At 35.2% G+C, this 22,139-nt stretch carries 19 protein-coding genes and 9 pseudogenes; 11 read left to right on the plus strand and 17 right to left on the minus strand.

Annotated elements, in window-relative coordinates; translation table 11 throughout:
• Window positions 1–240: 240 nt before the first annotated feature.
• Entirely contained in the window at window positions 241–615 is a 375-nt protein-coding gene (locus AAGD89_RS01860; RefSeq protein ID WP_341808599.1) for a ferredoxin family protein, read from the minus strand.
• 389 nt (window positions 616–1,004) lie between these two features.
• Here AAGD89_RS01860 and AAGD89_RS01865 point away from each other — a divergent pair.
• Window positions 1,005–1,268: pseudogene (locus AAGD89_RS01865) on the plus strand (transposase family protein); the annotation flags it as partial.
• On the opposite strand, the pseudogene AAGD89_RS01870 reads toward AAGD89_RS01865, so the two are convergent.
• Window positions 1,260–1,520 (minus strand): annotated as a pseudogene (locus tag AAGD89_RS01870) (transposase family protein); the annotation flags it as partial. The pseudogenes AAGD89_RS01865 and AAGD89_RS01870 sit on opposite strands and share 9 nt — an antisense overlap.
• Before the next feature lie 157 nt (window positions 1,521–1,677).
• On the opposite strand from AAGD89_RS01870, the gene sdhA reads away from it, so the two are divergent.
• Entirely contained in the window at window positions 1,678–3,483 is a 1,806-nt protein-coding gene (sdhA, locus tag AAGD89_RS01875; protein WP_341808600.1) for a succinate dehydrogenase flavoprotein subunit, read from the plus strand.
• A gap of 179 nt (window positions 3,484–3,662) precedes the next feature.
• Here the strand turns inward: sdhA and AAGD89_RS01880 are convergent, their stop codons facing one another.
• Window positions 3,663–4,496: a transposase family protein gene (locus AAGD89_RS01880; protein ID WP_341808601.1), complete on the minus strand. Its 834-nt coding sequence runs from the start codon at window positions 4,494–4,496 to the stop codon at window positions 3,663–3,665.
• A 79-nt stretch (window positions 4,497–4,575) separates the two neighbouring features.
• Here AAGD89_RS01880 and AAGD89_RS01885 point away from each other — a divergent pair.
• Window positions 4,576–4,902: pseudogene (locus AAGD89_RS01885) on the plus strand (transposase family protein); the annotation flags it as partial.
• A 70-nt stretch (window positions 4,903–4,972) separates the two neighbouring features.
• Here AAGD89_RS01885 and AAGD89_RS01890 read toward each other — a convergent pair.
• From AAGD89_RS01890 to AAGD89_RS01915, 6 genes and pseudogenes are all read right to left on the minus strand, one after another.
• Window positions 4,973–5,302 (minus strand): annotated as a pseudogene (locus tag AAGD89_RS01890) (major capsid protein); the annotation flags it as partial.
• A complete protein-coding gene (locus tag AAGD89_RS01895) occupies window positions 5,251–5,472 on the minus strand; it encodes a hypothetical protein (protein WP_341808602.1) in 222 nt (73 codons plus the stop codon). The gene AAGD89_RS01895 and the pseudogene AAGD89_RS01890, both read right to left, overlap by 52 nt.
• Entirely contained in the window at window positions 5,462–5,803 is a 342-nt protein-coding gene (locus AAGD89_RS01900) for a hypothetical protein (RefSeq protein WP_341808603.1), read from the minus strand. Before AAGD89_RS01900 ends, AAGD89_RS01895 begins: the two co-directional genes overlap by 11 nt.
• A gap of 5 nt (window positions 5,804–5,808) precedes the next feature.
• Window positions 5,809–6,264, minus strand: coding sequence for a class I SAM-dependent methyltransferase (locus AAGD89_RS01905; protein WP_341808604.1), 456 nt, complete (start codon window positions 6,262–6,264; stop codon window positions 5,809–5,811).
• Between the two features lie 59 nt (window positions 6,265–6,323).
• Complete coding sequence (locus tag AAGD89_RS01910; protein WP_341808894.1) at window positions 6,324–7,097, minus strand: alpha/beta fold hydrolase; 774 nt, start codon at window positions 7,095–7,097, stop codon at window positions 6,324–6,326.
• 30 nt (window positions 7,098–7,127) lie between these two features.
• Window positions 7,128–8,051, minus strand: a pseudogene (locus tag AAGD89_RS01915) (phage portal protein); the annotation flags it as partial.
• Window positions 8,052–8,155: 104 nt separating this feature from the next.
• Here AAGD89_RS01915 and AAGD89_RS01920 point away from each other — a divergent pair.
• Window positions 8,156–8,989: pseudogene (locus AAGD89_RS01920) on the plus strand (transposase family protein).
• A 152-nt stretch (window positions 8,990–9,141) separates the two neighbouring features.
• Window positions 9,142–9,975 (plus strand): annotated as a pseudogene (locus AAGD89_RS01925) (transposase).
• A 230-nt stretch (window positions 9,976–10,205) separates the two neighbouring features.
• On the opposite strand, the gene AAGD89_RS01930 reads toward AAGD89_RS01925, so the two are convergent.
• From AAGD89_RS01930 to ribF, 4 genes are read right to left on the minus strand one after another with little or no spacing between them, the layout of a single operon-like run.
• On the minus strand, window positions 10,206–11,525 hold the full coding sequence (locus AAGD89_RS01930) for a pitrilysin family protein (RefSeq protein WP_341808605.1): 1,320 nt from the start codon (window positions 11,523–11,525) through the stop codon (window positions 10,206–10,208).
• Window positions 11,512–12,855, minus strand: a complete 1,344-nt coding sequence (locus AAGD89_RS01935; protein WP_341808606.1) for a pitrilysin family protein — start codon at window positions 12,853–12,855, stop codon at window positions 11,512–11,514. Before AAGD89_RS01935 ends, AAGD89_RS01930 begins: the two co-directional genes overlap by 14 nt.
• A 54-nt stretch (window positions 12,856–12,909) precedes the next feature.
• Window positions 12,910–13,386, minus strand: a complete 477-nt coding sequence (lspA, locus tag AAGD89_RS01940) for a signal peptidase II (RefSeq protein ID WP_341808607.1) — start codon at window positions 13,384–13,386, stop codon at window positions 12,910–12,912.
• Complete coding sequence (gene ribF / locus AAGD89_RS01945) at window positions 13,383–14,468, minus strand: riboflavin biosynthesis protein RibF (protein WP_341808608.1); 1,086 nt, start codon at window positions 14,466–14,468, stop codon at window positions 13,383–13,385. The genes lspA and ribF overlap by 4 nt, the downstream gene beginning before the upstream one ends.
• Before the next feature lie 69 nt (window positions 14,469–14,537).
• On the opposite strand from ribF, the gene AAGD89_RS01950 reads away from it, so the two are divergent.
• The 3 genes from AAGD89_RS01950 (at window position 14,538) to AAGD89_RS01960 (ending at window position 16,525) form a co-directional block, all read left to right on the plus strand.
• On the plus strand, window positions 14,538–14,915 hold the full coding sequence (locus AAGD89_RS01950) for a glutaredoxin domain-containing protein (RefSeq protein ID WP_341808609.1): 378 nt from the start codon (window positions 14,538–14,540) through the stop codon (window positions 14,913–14,915).
• A gap of 118 nt (window positions 14,916–15,033) precedes the next feature.
• Window positions 15,034–15,906 carry a hypothetical protein gene (locus AAGD89_RS01955; protein ID WP_341808610.1) on the plus strand — a complete coding sequence of 291 codons (873 nt, stop codon included), beginning with the start codon at window positions 15,034–15,036 and terminating at the stop codon, window positions 15,904–15,906.
• 481 nt (window positions 15,907–16,387) lie between these two features.
• On the plus strand, window positions 16,388–16,525 hold the full coding sequence (locus AAGD89_RS01960; protein WP_341808611.1) for a hypothetical protein: 138 nt from the start codon (window positions 16,388–16,390) through the stop codon (window positions 16,523–16,525).
• A gap of 169 nt (window positions 16,526–16,694) precedes the next feature.
• Here AAGD89_RS01960 and AAGD89_RS01965 read toward each other — a convergent pair whose 3' ends face one another.
• The gene (locus AAGD89_RS01965) at window positions 16,695–16,976 is read right to left on the minus strand and encodes a transposase (RefSeq protein ID WP_410541861.1); all 282 of its coding nucleotides are present in this window, start codon (window positions 16,974–16,976) and stop codon (window positions 16,695–16,697) included.
• Window positions 16,977–17,028: 52 nt separating this feature from the next.
• Window positions 17,029–17,862, minus strand: a pseudogene (locus AAGD89_RS01970) (transposase family protein).
• A 454-nt stretch (window positions 17,863–18,316) separates the two neighbouring features.
• Between AAGD89_RS01970 and AAGD89_RS01975 the strand changes: the two are divergent.
• Together AAGD89_RS01975 and AAGD89_RS01980 are read left to right on the plus strand one after the other, a co-directional pair.
• Window positions 18,317–18,946, plus strand: coding sequence for a superoxide dismutase (locus AAGD89_RS01975; protein ID WP_341808612.1), 630 nt, complete (start codon window positions 18,317–18,319; stop codon window positions 18,944–18,946).
• A gap of 6 nt (window positions 18,947–18,952) precedes the next feature.
• Window positions 18,953–20,224 carry a pitrilysin family protein gene (locus AAGD89_RS01980; protein ID WP_341808613.1) on the plus strand — a complete coding sequence of 424 codons (1,272 nt, stop codon included), beginning with the start codon at window positions 18,953–18,955 and terminating at the stop codon, window positions 20,222–20,224.
• Window positions 20,225–20,279: 55 nt separating this feature from the next.
• Here the strand turns inward: AAGD89_RS01980 and AAGD89_RS01985 are convergent, their stop codons facing one another.
• A complete protein-coding gene (locus tag AAGD89_RS01985; RefSeq protein ID WP_341808614.1) occupies window positions 20,280–21,113 on the minus strand; it encodes a hypothetical protein in 834 nt (277 codons plus the stop codon).
• A 58-nt stretch (window positions 21,114–21,171) separates the two neighbouring features.
• On the minus strand, window positions 21,172–21,351 hold the full coding sequence (locus AAGD89_RS01990; RefSeq protein ID WP_341808615.1) for a hypothetical protein: 180 nt from the start codon (window positions 21,349–21,351) through the stop codon (window positions 21,172–21,174).
• A 205-nt stretch (window positions 21,352–21,556) separates the two neighbouring features.
• Between AAGD89_RS01990 and AAGD89_RS01995 the strand changes: the two are divergent.
• Window positions 21,557–22,029, plus strand: a pseudogene (locus AAGD89_RS01995) (transposase family protein); the annotation flags it as partial.
• Window positions 22,030–22,139 lie beyond the last annotated feature (110 nt).

Here is a 22,139-nt window from a genome sequence, read left to right on the forward strand (position 1 = left end):
AGAGTTAAAACGGCATATTGACGAGGATAAATCTAGAGAATCAAATGGGTATACATCTAGAGCGTCAAATAGGATAAATAGTCATATTATATTAGTTAAATATTTTACTGAAGAGACCATGCAAAAAGTAAGTGCTAAAACTATGGCATTTATATAAGACATTGAGAATCAAGATAGAAATCAAAAAAAGCGCGATGGATGGCATCTTGCATAATACATTTTATCAAATTTTTAATAATATTACTCTAGATTTTCATCAAAATACGTTGATTTACCTTTTTTCTCTTTGTATTCCTCCGCTGTATCTAAAGGTTGTTTTTTAGCTGTAATATTCGGCCAGTTTTTTGAATATTCTATATTTATATCATAAAATGACTTAAAAATTTTTTGTTCGCTAGTAAGTAGCTTTTCATCCAGCTCCAAAACGTCTTTTACAGCATCATCAGTTACAATTGCATCCACTGGACACTCAGGTATGCATACCCCACAATCGATGCATTCATCTGGATTAATGACAAGCATATTTTTGCCTTCATAGAAACAGTCAACAGGACAAACCTCCACACAATCCGTATACTTACACTTTATACATTTATCGGTAACAAAATGCGTCATAAAAAACTGTATATCCACATCATCCTGAGTACATTAAATTAATAAGAAATTCAAGTCTTTTGGTCAGGACCACGCATGAAAATAGACCTTGTATCTTGAAAAAAGCATCTAATGTTTTAAGCTTAAGCATTAGATGGAGAAGGGAGGCACTCTGAAATAGGCCTTAGATATAAAATCTGTAGCCCCCTGCGAAACAACGTAAAGCAAGTTGCTGATAAAATCTGGTAAGAAATCCCCAGCCCAAAAATTATTAAAAACCCGTGCCGCAAGTTCACAATTCCGGTTTCTCCTCCGTTAGTAGCTTTTTACGGTAGACCCCCCTGCGAAAAGGTAGAAAGTAGGTAAAAACGACTAAAAAGCATGTAAAATGAAAATTTTAGAAGAGTAAAATGGCAATAAGTTACGTGAAAATAGTAAAAACACCATATGTTTTTAGGCAATTGACAGGGCTCACAACATCTGAATTTGAAAAAATTGTGGCAAAAGTGCGTCCAGAGTGGGAAAAAATGGAGGTGAAAAAGAAATGTCATGGAAGAAAATCGCATGTTGAGGCGCTAGAAGACAGGATTTTATGTGTTCTAATTTATTACAGAACGTACATAACGCATCCATTTTTAGGGTTTTTGTTTAATTTGCACAACTCAAATATTTGCATTATGCAAATTAAACAAATAGCCTAAAAACCTATGCGTCATGTAGCTGCGATAGTACAAAATTACGCAGAATATTTTATCTTCCAAGGTCGGTAGCTGCGACTTTCTTCCATGACATTTCTTTTTTTTCTCAAGTTTTTCCCATTCTGGACGGACTTTTTCCATGATTTTTTCAAATTCCTCTACTTTTAGCCCTGTTATATCGCGGAAATTTCTTGGATGTTTCTTTGGATTATGGTAATTTAACCCCATTCTGCCTCATTTTTGTTTGTACTATTCTTCTTTATGCCATACTTTCATCCTCTTTTCTCTTGTTTTGCAGCAGGTCTCTTTGTAATATCCAGAAAACTTAATATAGATTTTTTCCTTTGCTATGATATTATATCCTCGTAATCACAAAGTAAGAAGTATGGATAAGTCAGCGTATGATATCGTAGAACATGAGTACGATGTAGTAGTAGTTGGTGCAGGTGGAGCGGGTTTGCGTGCTACTATTGGTATGAAGGCTGCTGGATTTTCGGTTGCTTGTGTATCTAAAATTTTCCCAACTCGTAGTCACACGGTTGCAGCACAAGGTGGAATTAGTGCCGCCCTTCGTAACATTGGTGAGGATGATTGGCGTTGGCATGCATATGATACAATCAAGGGTTCAGATTGGCTTGGAGATCAAGATGCAATAGAATATATGTGTAAAAATGCTGAAAAAGCTGTTATTGAACTGGAAAATTTCGGTGTACCTTTTTCTCGCACAGAGGACGGCAAAATATATCAACGTGCTTTTGGTGGCATGACAACTCATTTTGGTAAAGGAAAATCAGCCCAGCGCACTTGTGCAGCAGCAGATAAAACTGGGCATGCGATTCTCCATGCTCTATATCAACAGTGTCTAAAATTTGGTGCCGAGTTCTTTGTTGAATATATTGCAATAGATCTAATCATGGATGATGAAACTGGTGCATGTTGTGGGGTGATTGCTTGGTCACTCTGCGATGGCACATTGCATAGATTTCGTGCGCATAGAGTGGTGTTAGCAACTGGTGGATACGGACGTGTTTACTTTTCTGCAACAAGTGCACATACCTGCACAGGAGATGGTAATGGTATGGTGGTAAGGGCTAGTTTACCACTTGAAGATATGGAATTTGTGCAATTTCACCCAACTGGAATATATGGATCGGGATGTTTAATGACAGAAGGGTGTCGCGGTGAAGGTGGTTATTTAGTAAACTCTGAAGGTGAGAAATTCATGGAGCGCTATGCACCAAAGGCGAAGGACTTGGCATCGCGTGATGTGGTAAGTCGTGCCATAACAGTCGAAATTAGAGAAGGAAGAGGCGTAGGACCAAAAAAGGACCATATGTACCTAACTATAGCACATCTTGATCCTGAAGTAATAAAACTTAGACTTCCTGGAATTAGTGAAACTGCAAAGACTTTTGCTGGAGTTGACGTTACTAAAGATCCAATTCCTGTAATTCCAACTGTCCATTATAATATGGGTGGCATTCCGACTAATTATCATGGAGAAGTGATTACCTTAAAGAAAGGTAAAGAAGAAGTAGTAAAGGGATTATTTGCAATTGGTGAAGCTGCTTGTGTATCTGTGCACGGTGCAAATAGACTCGGTTCCAACTCATTACTTGATTTAGTAGTGTTTGGTAGAGCTGCAGCACTGAGAGTGAAAGAGACATTAAAATCTGGAACACCACATAAAAAATTGAGCTCAAGCTGTACAGACTGGATAATAGATAGATTTAATAAAATGCGATTTGCTTCTGGAGAACTCAGAGTAGCAAAAATACGTAGCGAAATGCAGAACACTATGCAAAAGTACGCATCGGTATTCCGTGTTGCTAAAGTTCTAGAGGAAGGTAAAAAAGCAATAAAAGAAGTAGCAAAAATGATGCCTGATATTGCAATTGAAGATCGCAGTATGATATGGAATAGTGATTTAGTTGAGGCACTCGAACTTGCAAATATGATCCCACAAGCTCTTATTACCATGGAATGCGCAGCTAATCGAAAAGAAAGTAGAGGTGCGCATGCTCGTGAAGATTTTCCTGAACGTGATGACGCAAACTGGATGAAACACACTATTGCATGGTTCGAAGAAAAGAAAGGTCAAATTAATGTAAAATTTGATTATAAAAAAGTGGCTGAAAAAACTCTGAGTGATGAGATTGATTTCATAGCTCCAGAAAAGAGGATTTACTAATTAATTATTTGAAAAGCCTGCATTTAAGAAAAAAAGAATTAGTATTATTGGAGCTCTAAATGAGGGAAAAGTTGGCCCTCCATGTGCATTTGAGGGATATTGCAACAGTAGACCCCCTGCGAAACAACGTGAAGCAAGTTGCTGATAAAATCTGGTAGAAATCCCCAGCCCAAAAATTATTAAAAACCATGCCTCAAATTCACAATACCCGCAATAATATTAAATCTCATGTTATATTTTTTCTGAAAATTGCGGTAAATATTTGACATAATCTTAAAAATTTTGATCTCGCGAATCTTATTTTCCACTCGCATTCTGAACGATGCCAACTTTCGATTATGCTCCTTTTGCTCCTCCGTTAGTGGCTTTTTACGGTGTTTTTTGTATGGAATCACAACATTTTTCTGCAGTTTTTGCCAACCTTGACAGCCAGAATCAGCATATTTTATGCTATCTTTGGGCAACAATTTTTCCTGTTTTCTTATGTGAAAATCGTGAATTCCGCCTCGATGTGACTTTGAAATCGACAGAATCTGCCCATTTCCCTCGATCACAATTTCGGTTTTTATTGTGGTCATTTTTTTCTTTCTGGAATAAGATTTTTTACGTTTTTTTGTGTCTTTTGGCCGCTGTATCGGTTGCTCTGTGACGTCTGCTAAAATTTTTAAAATCCTTTCTGGAGTCAGCGTTCTATCCTTTTTTATCGCAATTTTTTTGGCCAATAATGGCTCCATTTTCTTCAAAAGTCGACAAATATTTGAGTTATGCAAATTAAACAAAAAGCCCAAAAATGGATGCGTTATGTACGTTCTGTAATAAATTAAAACACATAGAATCCTGTCTTCTAGCACCTCAACATGCGATTTTCTTCCATGACATTTCTTTTTCGCGTCCATTTTTTCCCACTCTGGACGCACTTTTGCCACAATTTTTTCAAATTCTTCTGTTGTCAGACCCGTTAATTGCCTGAAAATATACTGGGTCTTTGAAACTTTTGCGTAACTTATTGCCATCTTCCCTCTTCTAAAACTTTCATTTTACATGCTTTTTAGTCGTTTTCACCTACTTTCTACCTTTTCGCAGGGGGTCAGAGGTCGAATGCATGATTTTCGCATAAGAAAACAGGAAAAATTGTTGCCCAAAGATAGCATAAAATATGCTGATTCTGGCTATCAAGGTTGGCAAAAACTGCAGAAAAACGTTGTGATTCCATACAAAAAACACCGTAAAAAGCCACTAACGGAGGAGCAAAAGGAGCATAATCGAAAGTTGGCATCGTTCAGGATGCGGGTGGAAAATAAAATTCGCGAGATCAAAGTTTTTAAGATTATGTCAAATATTTACCGCAATTTTCAGAAAAAATATAACATGAGATTTAATATTATTGCGGGTATTGTGAATTTGAGGCATGGTTTTTAATAATTTTTGGGCTGGGGATTTCTACCAGATTTTATCAGCAACTTGCTTTACGTTGTTTCGCAGGGGGTCTAGTGACAACATCAGCAAGAGCTACAAGTTCATTTTCTGAACCAAAGCTACGTATTCCTTGAACTTCCTCTGGCAAAACGACATCATCATGGGGAATATGCGGAATTGTAAACGTTCTTACCTTTCTCTTTCCACGCTTTCCAACTGTTGCTGATGCTCCTGGTACTTGTGTTGGTAACAGGTTCAAAACACCGTTTTGCTCTTCAATAGTAATATGACGAAACCTCACCGATTTACTTGGAAATAATTTTAAACTTTCCGTACGGCCAAAGTTATATGTTATTTTATATTGTAAGATAGTTCTGTATTTTGCACCACCGATAACTCGGATATAACTGAACGAGGGAATAATTCAAGCGCTTTTTTACAACCCGTAAAATAGAAAAATCTCTCTGTAAATTTAACCATATAATTGTTATTTTCTTCCTTGAATTTACTAACAAAAGCGTCATTTTCAAATTGCATATCTTCACACTTATTCGAAGGAGCATTATTCTCCATGTCCCCTATTTATGCTAATCCCTTTTCTTTCAGGAATAAGCTCAACTAATCTTTTTAGATACTTTTCTATTATATGCTGTCCCTGATCTTCCGAGTAATTTTTTAAATAACGCACTTCAGGAAGCCAACTTAAAAGGAATTTTTTAAATTTCTCTTCAGTGTAAATCATTTCTCTTGTGCCAGAAAATGCTTCATCACCTAAAGAAAAATAAGGTTTAAAAGCTCTAATATATGAACGACTATTTTCAATAAAAGATTTACAACTAAAATCTCTAAAAGTATCATCATAATACTCACCTAGACATTTTTTCCTTATATTAAATAAATCCATTTTTTCTAATGGAATAAAGAAAAAACTAAGGCATTTGGCTTTGATGCTTGATAAACTTTGTATGCAACTTCATTAATATTATGTATCCAGTGTAACCCGAATAAGCTCACAATAACATGATATGAATTTTCTTCTTTCATTTCTTCAACATCTTGCACCTTAAACTGTAGCCTTTCATTTTTGTATTTGTCATTGGCAATTTCTATTTGTTCGGGTGAAATATCATACCCAATAATTTTATTGACCTTCATCCCTTTTTCTTCTAGTTTTTTCAATAAATTGTAAGTTGGCTCACCATTACCACAACACAAGTCTAATATATTAATTGCTTGCTTAGAAAAACGCTCAAAAACAAGGGAAGCAATTTTTGCAATATTCTCTTCATTAAAACTTGTCTGGCAATGTGCATTTTTGCCGTAATCTTTATTAAATACTCTATTATCTGTTTGTTCTGAGAGCATGAAAAATCTCTTATGTTATATCACAAGAGTATTTACCATAATATATAATACCTTACAAATTATTTTTTTACTCCGATATTAATTAACAACATACTGAGTAATTGTGGAGCACACAAAAATGGTGAATGATCTGTATCTAAGCTAAAAACTTCTACGTTAATTTTAGAATACATTCTTTTTTGGTCTTCTATTCTTATTGCCTGATCTTTCAAACACTCGATATAAAATTTAGGTACATTTTTAAACTTCTGAGTACTAAGAGTAACTGTGTCAATAAATGGACGGAAAGGTTGAGCTTGGAATTTGCTCATTGCCCAATTTGCATCTTCTTGGCTACAGGTATTAAAAAATAATTTCTGTATATTAGAAGATAACTTAAGTGTAATCTTATTATTCGATTCATCAACTATTACTTCTTTGACAACTCCTTGTATTTTTGCTTTTCTCTCTTCATGAACAAGAGAACCATTGTTATCTGGAATAAAACCACTTACATAAACAAGTGCTTCAATGTGTTCTGGTATATTTTCAGCTAGCTGAGAAATAATGACACCTGACATACTATGACCAACCAAAATCACAGGCTTATCTTGAAGTTTTATTAACTTAGTCACTTCATCTATATAGATTTTTAACGTTATACTCTTGAAATATGCTTTGTTATTACCGTGGCCAGGAAGATCCGGAGCTAACACTTTGTGTCCTTGTTCTGTGATAATAGGAACAACACGGAGCCAACACCAACCTGCGTGCCACGCTCCATGAAGTAATATATATATTTTTTGTGTAGAAATAGAATAAATGCTAAACGTTACCTGTGATATTAATCTTATACAAAATTACAGATTGTGCAAATAATTTGTTATAGCCATCAGCTGCTGCCTCATAAAAGCTTCATAACTTCCGCCAGCATCTGACGGCTCTGAAAATTTTATGTCCTCACCTGGATCAAGCAGCTGCATAGTGCCTGGCTCAAGTCCTGATAATGCTACCCCATGCTCATTTGCTTGTGCCTCACCCAGTATATTTGCCTCTGGGTCAAGCCTGGTAATAAATCCCGCAAACATTGCAGCAGTTTTCTTTCGAACGAGCTCTGCATCATCATATTGATCAAGTTCATAAAGCTTTAAAAGTACAGTGCTGAGCCATGGCTCTCCTCTTATTTGTCCGGGTCTTAAGGGTTTATAAATATGTAAAACGTCATTTGCCGGAACACGAACTGACTCACCAAAACTACTCTCACCAGGGTGCTCTCTAAAGAGGTAATACGCTTCTCTTTGCCCCAGTCTATTAAACTCAATGCCACTCTGAACCACATTACCATTTGCAAGAGTTTGATTGCTTTTATTATCCAAATGCTCTGATTCTAAAACTTGCAGCTGCAGAGGAACAGAAAATCCATCCTCGGACTTGCGAGTTCTGAGTCTTACAAAGCATTCCCCGCCTTCAACCATACTTCTGCATACCAGAGCTTGCAGTCCATAAAAATCACTTGTTCCGCTGCTGTCTGCCTCATCAGTCCAACTGAGCCATAACTCTTGAGCCTTTTTTCTGAATACCGCATCTTTTGCCTTTGATTGTGGTTTTATTCCCGTGCCAACACAATTTGAAACTATCGTATCGATAATATTTGCAGCATAGGGATTTTTTCTGACCATGTCTCAAGAGCGACTGCGCAAAGTTTCAAGATTATGGGAAAGTAAGCTATTTATGCTACCTCTCTCTGGTTGCCAGTAACATAACCTTCTTCCTGATCCTGCGGCATCCCATGCTGCACTTTTGGTTTTTTATAGTCTATGAAATAGTTGCTTGAATAGCCCCCTGCGAAAAGGTAGAAAGTAGGTAAAAACGACTAAAAAGCATGTAAAATGAAAGTTTTAGAAGAGGGAAGATGGCAATAAGTTACGTGAAAATAGCAAGAACACCATATGTTTTTAGACAATTGACAGGACTCACAACATCTGAATTTGAAAAAATTGTGGCAAAAGTGCGTCCAGAGTGGGAAAAAATGGACGCGAAAAAGAAATGTCATGGAAGAAAATCGCATGTTGAGGAGCTAGAAGACAGGATTTTATGTGTTCTAATTTATTACAGAACGTACATAACGCATCCATTTTTGGGCTTTTTGTTTAATTTGCATAACTCAAATATTTGTCGACTTTTGAAGAAAATGGAGCCATTATTGGCCAAAAAAATTGCGATAAAAAAGGATAGAACGCTGACGCCAGAAAGGATTTTAAAAATTTTAGCAGACGTCACGGAGCAACCGATACAGCGGTCAAAAGACACAAAAAAACGTAAGAAAAGTTATCCCGGAAAGAAAAAAATGACCACAATAAAAACCGAAATTGTAATCGAGGGAAATGGGCAAATTTTGTCGATTTCAAAGTCATATCGAGGTCGAATGCATGATTTTCGCATAAGAAAATAGGAAAAATTGTTGCCCAAAGATAGCATAAAATATGCCGATTCTGGGTATCAAGGTTGGCAAAAGTTGCAGAAAAACGTTGTGATTCCATACAAAAAATACCGTAAAAAACCACTAACGGAGGTGCAAAAGGAGCATAATCGAAAGCTGGCATCGTTCAGGATGCGTGTGGAAAATAAGATTCGCGAGATAAAAATCTTCAAAATAATGTCAAATGTTTACCGCAATTTTCAGAAAAAATATAACATGAGATTTAATATTATTGCGGGTATTGTGAATTTGAGGCATGGTTTTTAATAATTTTTGGGCTGGGGATTTCTTACCAGATTTTATCAGCAACTTGCTTCACGTTGTTTCGCAGGGGGGGCTTCTAGACCCCCTGCGAAAAGGTAGAAAGTAGGTAAAAACGACTAAAAAGCATGTAAAATGAAAGTTTTAGGAGAGGGAAGATGGCAATAAGTTACGTAAAAATAGCAAGAACACCATATATTTTTAGACAATTGACAGGGCTCACAACATCTGAATTTGAAAAAATTGTGGCAAAAGTGCGTCCAGAGTGGGAAAAAATGGAGGCGAAAAAGAAATGTCACGGAAAAAAATCGCATGTTGAGGAGCTAGAAGACAGGATTTTATGTGTTCTAATTTATTACAGAACGTACATAACGCATCCATTTTTAGGGTTTTTGTTTAATTTGCACAACTCAAATATTTGCCGACTTTTTAAGAAAATGTAGCCATTATTGGCCAAAAAAATTACTATAAAAAAGGATAGAACGCTGACGCCAGAAAGGATTTTAAAAATTTTAGCAGACGTCACGGAGCAACCGATACAGCGGCCGAAAGACAGCAAAAAACGTAAGAAAAGTTATTCCGGAAAAAAGAAAGCAACCACAATAAAAACCGAAATTGTGATCGAGGGAAATGGGCAAATTCTGTCGATTTCGAAGTCGCATAGAGGTCGAATGCATGATTTTCGCATAAGGAAACAGGAAAAATTGTTGGCCAAAGATAGCATAAAATATGCCGATTCTGGGTATCAAGGTTGGCAAAAACTGCAGAAAAACGTTGTGATTCCGTACAAAAAACACCGTAAAAAGCCACTAACGGAGGAGCAAAAGGAGCATAATCGGAAGCTGGCATCGTTCAGGATGCGTGTGGAAAATAAGATTCGTGAGATAAAAATCTTCAAAATAATGTCAAATGTTTACCGCAATTTTCAGAAGAAATACAACATGAGATTTAATATTATAGCAGGAATTGTGAATTTGAGGCATAGTTTTTAATAATTTTTGGGCTGGGGATTTCTTACCAGATTTTATCAGCAACTTGCTTCACGTTGTTTCGCAGGGGGTCTACTGTCATAGAATCCTGGAATTCTGTAGTTTGAGCATTTTGACGCCATTACATGAACGATGAAAAAATCAGCTAGATTGAAGACGAATTAGTACAGCCCTTTTCACGATGATGTTCTATTTCATCAAAATCAGAAGAACATGGCATAAAGGCGACCTTATTAGTTAGCTGCAATATTTTTTCCAACTTCAACAAAGAATAAACCTTCAGGATCTAGTAACGAATTTGCTAATCCATTTATCTTTTCTAGCTTTACATCATTAATGATATCCGCAAAATTATTTATACGATCAATATCGCGATTATATACCTGCATCGCATCCAAGAGCGCTGCTACATTTGCGTTATTAGATAGGTGAAAGATAAAATTATTTACCATGCTAATTTTTGTATCTTTAAACAATTGCTCATCAATTCCTTCTTTCTTCACCTTGCTAAATGCTTCTTTTATTGCTGCTATAGCTTTATCAGCAGTGGAGCTATCTGTACTCAACCCCCCAGCTATAGCATTTCCATATTTAAAATTGGCCATAGAGACACCAACACCATAGGTAATTCCGAGATTTTGCCTTAATTCTTTCATCAACACTGAATTCAGCCCCATTCCACCAAGCGCATTAACCAAAACTTGAGCATTATAGTAGTCTCGATCTTCATAAGCTAGTCCCTTTTGTGCAAAAAGTATTACGCTTTGTGGTATATCCATAAAAATATGCTTATTTTCTGCAGTACCAAAATTGTCTTTTACAGGTATTTTTCTAACTTTTGATCTTTTTGATGGTAATTTGAATAAATATTTATCCAATAAATTTATTATTTCTTCTTTTTTTACACAGCCAACAACACTGATAGCTATGTTGTCTTTAGCAAAATTGCGCTTTATATATGTTAAAACATCATCTCGAGTAATATTTGTTATGGTATCCAGAGTTCCATATTGACTTTTTGAGTAAGGGTGCTTTTTAAATAGTAATTCATCTAATGCTTGTGCTCCAACCATATAAGGGTTTTTTTCAAGATTACTAAAATTAACCTTGGCAACCTCTAAGACCCTGGTTAATCCTTCTGAATCAACTTTAGGACGCATTATAGCATCACTTAATAATGAAATTCCCTCTTCCAAATTTTCAGATAAAGTATCTAATGACATTCCGAAATTTTCTAAATAGGGATAAAAACGTAAGATTATTCCTTTAGCCTCAAGTTTTTTCGCAAAATCCTTAGCGTCATTTTTCCCTGCTCCTTCTTGAATTATAAGGGAAGTAAACCAACCTAGTCCCTGTTTTTCCGAATTTTCATATACAGGTCCTGCATCTTTAAAAGAAATTCTCAATGAAACTTTTGGTAAATAATGATTTTCAACAAATAGAAAATTAAACCCTTTGCGGGTAATAACTTCCTCTATATTTAGTTTGCTACTTGCTTGTAAATTACAGCTGAGACATAAAAATAGTAAAAATATAATTTTATTTATTTTCATCATTATTATTACCCTCCTTCGGCAACAAACGACCAATTAGCTTATTAGCAGAAAAAATAGTACGAATTTTATTATTTACATCCCCTAAATTAACATCATCTATTTTGCTGTATGAAATATCTATATCTTCAATAGGAATTCCTAGGGCTAAATGCGAACCATAAAAATATGCTATGTTAAACAAACTGGATAAATTATCAAACTGTGCTGCTTTATATCTATATTTTGAGCTTTGTAATTCTTCGCTATTCACTCCTTCAGACATAAAGCTACTAATAGCATTTTCTAATTCTCTTTCAACAATGTCCAAATCGACACCACTTTTTGGGATTATTTCAATGTCAATGTATCCATTACTAAAAGCCAAATTGTTGTAATAAGAAGAGACTGATACTGCTACATCTTTGTCTAGAACTAAGTCTTTGTATAGCCGGCTAGACTTGCCACTTCCTAAAATGTCAACTGCCAAATCAACAGCAAAAACCTCTTCAGTATGTTTAAACTTAGGCGCTTTGTAACGATAAGTTAATATTGGCTCTTTTACTTCAGAGCTTTTAACAGTTAACACCATATCTGCATTATGGGCTGGCTCTTCATTTGGATAATGCCTAATTACTGGCCTGGATTCAATATCACCATATTTTTCTTTTGCAAGCTCCAACGCTTCATCAAACTCTACATCACCTACAATAAGCAGCATTGCATTACCAGGGTGGTAATAGTTATCGTGAAATCTTTTTATATCGTCCTGATTGTAAGTTTTGATATCACTTTCCCAGCCAATAACGGATCTGCCATAACCATTACGGTAAAATGCACTATTCATCTCTTCCCACAGCAAATTATGAGGATTATTATCAAGTCTCATCTTCCTTTCTTCTAGTACTATGTTTTTTTCTCTGTCTACTTTATCTTGAGTAACATTAAAGCTGCCCATTCTATCTGCTTCAACTTCCATTACAAGTGGTAAATCTTTTTTGAGAACTAATTCATAGTAACAAGTATATTCAGTTGTAGTAAATGCATTGGACTGAGCGCCAATATTAGCAAGAGTAGCTTTAATGTCCTTAAAATTTCCCGTAGTTTCAAACATTAAATGTTCAAAATAATGAGCTAATCCCGCTTTACCAATTGGATCATCCATGCCCCCAACTTTATATATCACAGAGTGTAATACAGCTGGAATTTGGTGATTAGGCACAACATAAACATCCAAACCGTTATTGAGCTTTGCATGTTGAATGTTTACATCTTTTTTTACATTCAATTGTTCTGAAAAAACCGGACAGCTAAAAAAAAATACGGTTAATAAAAAAAAATTACGAAGCATTATTTCCACCTAATATGATTGAATGAGTATATCAAACATTTATTAACAATGATTTTATTCCTCATTTTGCTTAGAAATAAACATATCGTATATATACCCTTTGTACAGCAGTGTCAATGCTCCACACACTATATACACGTCAGCTAGATTGAAAGCTGGGAAGTACCAATCATCAATATGGAAATATATGAAATCATATACGGCTCCCCAATAAATCCTATCAACCACGTTTCCTACCGCTCCACCAATCATAAGAGAAAACCCTAAGCAAGTTAATTTATCATTTGACTTATATATCAAATATCCAAGCACACTAGTTATCAGTATTGAAAACACTGAAAAAAAAATATCACTATATGGTAAAGTGCTAAACATCCCAAAACTAATGCCAGCATTCCAAACTTCAACTAATTTTATAAAACTACAAATTTCAATAGATTCCCCCTCATCAATCAATGAATTGATGTATAGCTTGCTCGCCTGATCAGTCAATACCATAATCAGTATAATAATGAAGCATAATTTTTTCATAAATCTGCCTTTAGCTGATAAATATCAAGTATATCATAATTTATTTGTTTTGTTAATTCATCAACACTATGGAATTTTTTTTCTGACCTTATGAATTTTAAAAGCTGTATCTTGACTTTATGATCATATAAATCTTCATTGAAATCAAATATATGCATTTCTATTATGGGCTTTTTTAGGTCCTTGAATGTAGGCCTCATGCCTATGTTAACTGCTCCATATAGCCAATTTTGATCTTCATCAGAAAGTGCCATTCTAGTATAACCTTCTGTCATCTGAGTAGCTTGACTACTTGGATCCATATCTTCTTTTTTTCTGGATTCCAGCGTCACGCGCTGGAATGACACCGAAGAGTTGGCTGTTGGCTTTTCAGTTAAATCACAATTATGCAAAGGATCTAATGCCACTCTGGCGTAATATGTACCAAATTTCGGTTTTATCATACAATCTTCTATAGGAATATTTATAGTTGGAAATCCTATTTCCCTTCCTCTACAAGCCCCTTTTGTTACAACACCAGAAACTTGATAAGGTCTGCCGAGCAATTTATTAGCAACTTCTATTTCACCTTTTTGTATATATTCTCTAATTGAGGAGGAAGAGCAAATTTTATCATCAATAATTAATGGTTCCAATTTATTCAGAGAATATCCATGCATTTCTGAATTTTTCTCTAGAGTTAATATGTTACCTAATCGTTTATGGCCAAAGGTACAATTGCCACCGACAATTATATGTTTGGTATTATACCTACCTATCAAAATCTTACTGATAAAGTTATCACAGCTAATCTCAGAAAAACCTTCATTAAAATTAATAATGTATAAATAATCAATGCCATAGCTGCTGATTAGTGCCTTTTTTTGCTCTTGATCTATCAACCTAAAGTTATTTTTGTTAACTAGAACAGTTGATGGGTGAGGCTCAAAAGTTAAAACTGCAGAAGGCAATCCTCTTTCTCGTGCTATCTTCTTTACAGCGGAAATTGCAAGCGCGTGTCCTAAATGCACTCCATCAAAATTTCCGAAGGTTAATGCTACACTATTTTCTATCTCTTGCTCACAATCATAAATAATTTTCATATAATTTGATGGCTTATACATATTTTTTACATATAATAACTATAATTTTATAAACTGCGGAGATAAATCGTGAAAAACACTGAACAAAAAGTTGTAATATATGTGAAGCAGTATTGCCCTCACTGCAAAGAAGCAAAAAAATTACTCCTTAAAAAAGATGTGCAATACATAGAAATTGATGTGGACAAAAACATACCTTTACCTGAAGGTATAAAACCATTCAAAGATATCAAATCTGAATACAATGTGAGAACAGTGCCACAAATTTTTATAAACGGTGAGCACATAGGTGGAAATGATAATTTACAAAAACTTAATAAGGAAGGAAAACTCGATGATATGTTAAACAATAATTATGATAAACTTGATATAATAGATAATCCACACAATGATATGGAATATGATGAATGTGGAGTATATGCTACATCAAATGATGATTTAGTATAATTTTTATCTTAATTCTTATCGCGTGATGCGCGAACAAAAATTAGCATACTCATTTTAAGAGAAACTTAACGAATTAAAAATACAATTCATTTAGTAAATTTTTTTAGATGAGGAAAAAATGATAAAAAATATTTCAATCAATAGTAGAAATTTGATCACTATTGAATTAGTTGATAAACAAGATTTAGAAAATTTCATTAAGATTTTCACAGTTCTTGACAAACACATAGCAGCTAGAACACTTTTCACAGAAGAAGTGAAGATAGATTACAAACAACATAATGGCATAGAAGTTGTTGAATTGTTAAAAGATACAAGCTTTACATATCATGATGTTGAAAATATGTTACATCATTTAAGTAAGCATGGAATTAAGGTAACTAACAGCGTTATAGCACATACTCTCCTTACTGCATATAATAATGCACTTGAGTATAAAGATGTAGCATTTTCCTTTTTTGAGGGCTTTCCACAACTTAATATTAGAGTCAATAAAAATACTTTTACAATAACACCTATGAGTGAAGAAAATTTGGAATTCAATTCACAAAATAGCAAAATATTCATAGAATTATTAAAAAGCGAAAAAAGTATGTATGACTGCATGGTAACGGAAAATGCCATTGAAATTGCAGTGCATTCTGCAATACACCAAGCCATAAATTCAATTTTAAATTCACTGATAAAATCCTGCTTCTTAGCGAAGGAAGAAGAAGGAAAGCTAAAAGAAAAACTGAGACAGCTTGCTTTTAAGGATCAAGCTTTTGTTGAATACTCTAGCATCAAAACCATCAATAAGTACCCTCACAATCATCCTCTGAGAAAGCATGAAAATGTTGCTAGGGATATAGAAAACATTTTGTATGATTTTATAAAAAGTGAGGATAGCAAATGTGCTATACAGCAATTAAACAGGCTGAGCTCAGAAGTTGCTCCGGATACTCCAAGAATTATTACTAAAACTATAGATAAACTTGTTAAGCTCCACTAAAGCGTTGTGAGGAGGGCATCTTAAGACCTGCTGCAAAAGAAATAAAGAGGAGATTTTTGGAGGTTAAAAAATGAGCGCGCCAAGGAAAGCGTTTAGAATACAGTTTGGTGAAAATCCAACCTATGCAAAGTCTAGCCAACAGCCTAGAACAGACCATTATGCTGCGTAAGGTAACGAGCGTAGTAAAGCTAATGGAATGGACAATGCAGGGTACAACGAAAGTGAAGGTGTTGAGTCCCGAAATACCCGAAATCATAGAGGTCGACACTTTACATATGGTGGAAGACAGTATGAAGGGTAACGATAAGGCAAGTTATCACTCACTCTATCGGGATCAGAGGCCGTGTCATGTATTGAGATGGGTTCTAAATGAACTGGGGAGATCCTTTGTATCCCTATTAAGGTACGTTGGAACAAGTCAACAAAGGCGAGAACTAATAGAAGATACAAAGGGAAGTCGGACTGACTGATAGTACTCAGAGTGTGGGAAAGCCACATACAAGGGAAAGCGGTCAGCAATATAGCAACTGGAATAGGGATTGCAATACTAATACAACAGAGATTGGAGGAATATGCAAGAAAAACTAAACCAGATAGCGGTAAGAGCGAAGCAAGATAAGCGGGTAAAATTTACATCGCTAATACACCTTATCAATAAGGAAAATCTTGCAGAGTGTTATAAAGAGCTAAAACGTAATAAGGCTTGTGGTATAGACCAGGTCACAGTGGAGGCGTATGGAGAGAACCTAGAAGAGAAACTTAAGATGCTAGGCTCTGTGAACAAAATTTTATGAGAGCCATATAAGTGCCCCAACGAAGTTCAAAAATCCCATAAAAACCTCAGCAGTTTTATCAAAGCGGGAGAAAATCCGTCTGAAGTTTTTGATTTTACCAAAAAAACATTCGATCAAATGCCGCTCTTTATAGATATGCTCATCATAGTACCTCTGCACTTTTCGATTCTTTTTTGGAGGAATAACAACTTCGTATCCTTTGCTCTCAAGACTAGCAACAAAAGCATTACTGTCATAGCCTTTATCAGCCACTACAGTAGACCCCCTGCGAAACAACGTGAAGCAAGTTGCTGATAAAATCAGGTAGAAATCCCCAGCCCAAAAATTATTAAAACCCGTGCCTCAAATTCACAATTCCTGCTATAATATTGAATCTCATGTTGTATTTCTTCTGAAAATTGCGGTAAATATTTGACATTATTTTGAAGATTTTTATCTCGCGAATCTTATTTTCCACTCCCATCCTGAACGATGCCAACTTTCGATTATGCTCCTTCTGCCCCTCCGTTAGTGGCTTTTTACGGTATTTTTTGTATGGAATCACAACGTTTTTCTGCAATTTTTGCCAACCTTGATACCCAGAATCAGCATATTTTATGCTATCTTTGGGCAACAATTTTTCCTGTTTTCTTATGCGAAAATCGTGAATTCGGCCTCGATGTGATCTTGAAACAGGCAGAATTTGCCCATTTCCCTCAATCACAATTTCGGTTTTTATTGTGGTCATTTTTTTCTTTCTGGAATAAGATTTTTTACGTTTTTTGCTGTCTTTCGGCCGTTGTATCGGTTGCTCCGTAACGTCTGCTAAAATTTTTAAAATCCTTTCTGGAGTCAGCGTTCTATCCTTTTTTATCGTAATTTTTTGGCCGATAATGGCTACATTTTCTTCAAAAGTCGGCAAATATTTGAGTTGTGCAAATTAAACAAAAACCCTAAAAATGGATGCGTTATGTACGTTCTGTAATAAATTAGAACACATAAAATCCTGTCTTCTAGTGCCTCAACATGCGATTTTCTTCCGTGACGTTTTTTCTGTCTTTCCTCTTTATTCCCACTCTGGACGCACTTTTTCCACTATTTTTTCAAATTCTTCTGTTGTCAGACCCGTTAATTGCCTGAAAATATACTGGGTCTTTGAAACTTTTGCATAACTTATTGCTATTTTACTCTTCTAAAATTTTCATTTTACATGCTTTTTAGTCGTTTTTACCTACTTTCTACCTTTTCGCAGGGGGTCTGGTCTTTGGTATAGTGCTCAGCAAGCTTTGCTATGCTCTTTTGACTATTTTGCATTGCTCTTGCTACTTCCTCTGTTGTTTTGGCACACCTATGTAACCACAACTCCTCCTTTGACGGTACATTTTCATATATTATACCATCACACTCTGGGACCTAAGCACTCTCCTAGAAATACTCGAACCTGAAATGAGCTTTAGTAGTGATACTGGATTTAGGAATGTCAAATTCAGAGAGGAATTGTCTATTTATGAGTTGTATTTAGTAGAGTAAGTGTCATAGAATGTGTTAAAAGCAAAATGCTTGAGCTATGAATTATACCTTGCAGAAAAGTGCATATTATTATACCATTCCACTTGAGTTAAAAATAAGGAAGTTATATGAGTTTTACTTTATCTGAATTGCCATATGATAAAACGGCTTTAGAACCTTACATATCTGCAAAAACTTTAGATTTTCATTATGACAAACACCATAAAGGATATTTAAATAAGCTCAATGAGTTAGTTAAAGGCACAGATTATGCACATATGAAAATTGAAGAATTAATAGCAAAAGTTCATGGTAATGGCGATAAAGTTCCTATATTTAACAACGCAGCACAAGTCTGGAACCATACTTTTTATTGGAATTCAATGAAAAAAAATGGTGGCAGTAAACCGCAGGAAGATAGCTTGTTAGCAAAAAAGATTAAAGATGACATCGGCGGTTTTGATAAATTTTATGAAGAATTTTCCAATTACGGTGTAAGCCAGTTTGGTAGCGGTTGGGTGTGGTTAGTGCTTGAAAAAGGGAAGCTCAAAATTACTAAGACTCCAAATGCAGATACTCCACTTGGCTCTGATTCTGGAGATGTTGTACCTCTGCTGACTATGGATGTATGGGAGCATGCGTATTATTTGGATTGTCAGAACCGTAGAATTGACTACATAAAGGTTTTCCTTGACCACTTAATCAACTGGGATTTTGCAGAAGGAAATTTAAAGGCATATAAAGAATATCATATATAATTAGCTATGAATGAACCTCAAGTAACGACACTGGATAATGGTCTGCATATAATAACTGAGCGAATGCGCGATGTTGATTCTGTTGCTTTAAACATAAGGGTTGGTGTTGGTAGCAGGGCTGAAAGTGCAGGCCAAAATGGTATATCCCATTTTCTAGAGCACATGGCTTTTAAAGGAACGAAAACAAGAACTGTACTTGAGATTGCACAAGCTTTTGATGATATAGGTGGAATTTTCAACGCAAGTACCGGTAGAGAAAGCACCAGTTACTATGCAAAAGTTCTTAAGAAAGATATAAAAACAGGTATTGACATATTAATCGATATATTAATGAATTCTACGTTTCCAGAAGATGAGCTGGAACGTGAAAAGGGTGTTGTGATACAAGAAATTTTTCAGACTAATGATTCACCAAGTGATATTGTTTTCGATAAATATGTTGAGGTAGCCTATAAAGGCCAGCCATTTGGTAGGTCAATCTTAGGTACACAAGATACAGTGAAATCATTTACTAAAGAGGATCTGAATGGCTATATAAATGATCATTACTTTGGTGCGAATATGTTGCTTGCTGTTGCAGGAGATGTTGACCATGAAGAGGTCGTTGCATTGACCAAAGATTTTCTCTCACAAATTCATTCTAAAGAGCTAAAAAAGAATCAAAGTGCGAACTACACCGGCGGCGAATATTTGGAGCATCGCAAATTAGATCAGGTACACTTGCTAATTGGCTTACCTAGTGTTTCTCGCTATGATGATAAATATTACACAATTCAGGTCCTTGATTCTATATTGGGCAGTGGAATGTCATCTCGCTTGTTTCAGGAAGTCAGAGAAAAGCAGGGGCTAGCTTACTCTATCTATTCATTTGACTCTGGCTACGCTGATACCGGAATGTTTTCTATTTTTGCAGGAACAGATAGTAGTAATCTAGATAAGCTCTTAAAATCCATAACGACAGAGCTAAAAAAATTGTCTACTGATGACTTAAAGGAAGAAGAAGTATGTAGAGTGAAAGAGCGAATAAAATCACAAGTTTTAATGTCACGCGAGAGTGTTACTTCCCGTGCTGAAACGTTGGGGCACTATTATGGAAACTATAATAAATACGTCAGTAAAAATGAATTGATAGAAAAAATTAGCGCAGTTAGCACTGCTGACATAAAAAAAGCAGCAGAAGAGCTGCTTGCACAGTGCGAAAAAACCACTCTAGCTGCAATCGGAGAGATTAACTCATTGCCAAGCTACGATAAAGTGGTTTCTATGTTTAAAGTTTAGATATACGGCACCAGAATGTAATAGACGAGAAATTAACTCTTCTCTTGTTTTCAAATCATTGTACAACTTGAGTTTTTTCTTTCTTTGCAAATAAATTGTTTACTTTCTCTCCCGACTCTTTGAGAACGCTGCTAGGCTTTAATTCAGGTTTGAAAAAAATCTCCTCAAGTACATATGCTGCAACTATAGTAACTACAGCAGACATGGCTGCAATTAATAACGGTGACTCTGCTAATGGCAAAGCAGAAAATGTTAAACCTCCTATTAGTAAACCAATCACTAGAGGAGCAATTATTACTGCACATTTTTTCCATGGTTGTGGTTTATTATGTTGCCGTGCGTTTGAAGTATCCTCAAAGCGTACCTTTTTCTTTTTAACCCACTTTTCTGCTTGATCTAAGTAATCATAATGCTCTTTCTGTTTATCTTCACTTATTTCTGTTATTGGATCTTCAGGTACTTGAACTCCCGTAAAGTTAATTGATTGTAATTCTTCCTTAGTAATTGTAGTTTCTGCTACCTCCTCATCTATATTTTTTAAGATACTACTAATATTCTTTTCTTGTGCCAACAACGCACCTATATTATTATGAAAGTCATTAACGCTATCAACGTTCTCCTGACTATCATCAACCAACATTACTTCTTGTGGTAATTGACCTTTATGTTCACTTTTGTATTTTTTTAAAAGATACAAAATGTGTAGGTTTTTTCGAATTTTTGAATCGCTTGACTCAAAGCTTCGATCCATTCCCCCAACTACTTTAATACTTTCTGCTTGCTCTTTGCTCAGACCTAAGTGATTTTGCACTACATATTCTACTGCTTTTGGATACCTAGTGAATGATGCAATAGCAACTTCCACTTTATTATTGAATGCATTTTTCAATACAGATTTTAGTTGTTCTGGGTTTTTGATTGGTGAATATTCATCTTCTTCTTTAAAATCAAAAAGATTTATCTAAGTATTCCTTTGTTACTGCATTATCTTTACCAGAGTTATAATCACTCAAATTATGCACAGCGAGAAGTCTATGCAAATGGAAATTACAACATGTACGATCCCAATCAAGTACTAATATCTTACCTGAATTAGGTAACTTGTCTGAATCAGAATTGCCTGTCATTTTTTCTCCGTCAATATTTATTAAATTATATCATAATTATATTGTTTAAATTAATAAAAGTCAATAGCCCCCTGCAAAAAGTAAAAAAACAGATGAAAAACATTAAAAAGCATATAAAATGAAAATTTTAGAAGAGTAAAATGGCAATAAGTTACGCAAAAGTTGCAAAAACCCAGTGTATTTTTAGGCAATTAACCGGTATGACAACATTACAAAAGATAGAACGCTGACGCCAGAAAGGATTTAAAGATTTTAGCAGACGTCACAGAGCAACCGATACAGCGGCCGAAAGACAACAAAAAACGTAAGAAAAGTTATTCCGGAAAAAAGAAAACAACCACGATGAAAACCGAAATTGTGATTGAGGAAAATGGGCAAATTCTGTCTGTTTCAAGATCACATCGAGGTCGAATGCATGATTTTCGCATAAGAAAACAGGAAAAATTGTTGGCCAAAGATAGCATAAAATATGCTGATTCTGGGTATCAAGGTTGGCAAAAATTGCAGAAAAACGTTTTGATTCCGTACAAAAAATACCGTAAAAAGCCACTAACGGAGGTGCAAAAGAAGCATAATCGAAAGTTGGCATCGTTCAGGATGCGGGTGGAAAATAAGATCCGGGAATTGAAAATATTCAAGATTCTATCTCACACCTCCCTTCTTTTTCGCCATAAATATATTGTTTTTATATTGAGTTTAAATGTTTCACCAATTTTTTCATGGACATTTTTTTTCGTCAATAACCTTGAAAACACGTTCTCGCAAGTCCTCGCTGTATGGTTTGGGCA

This window comes from Wolbachia endosymbiont (group E) of Neria commutata, assembly GCF_964026735.1.
Classification (GTDB): Bacteria; Pseudomonadota; Alphaproteobacteria; order Rickettsiales; family Anaplasmataceae; genus Wolbachia.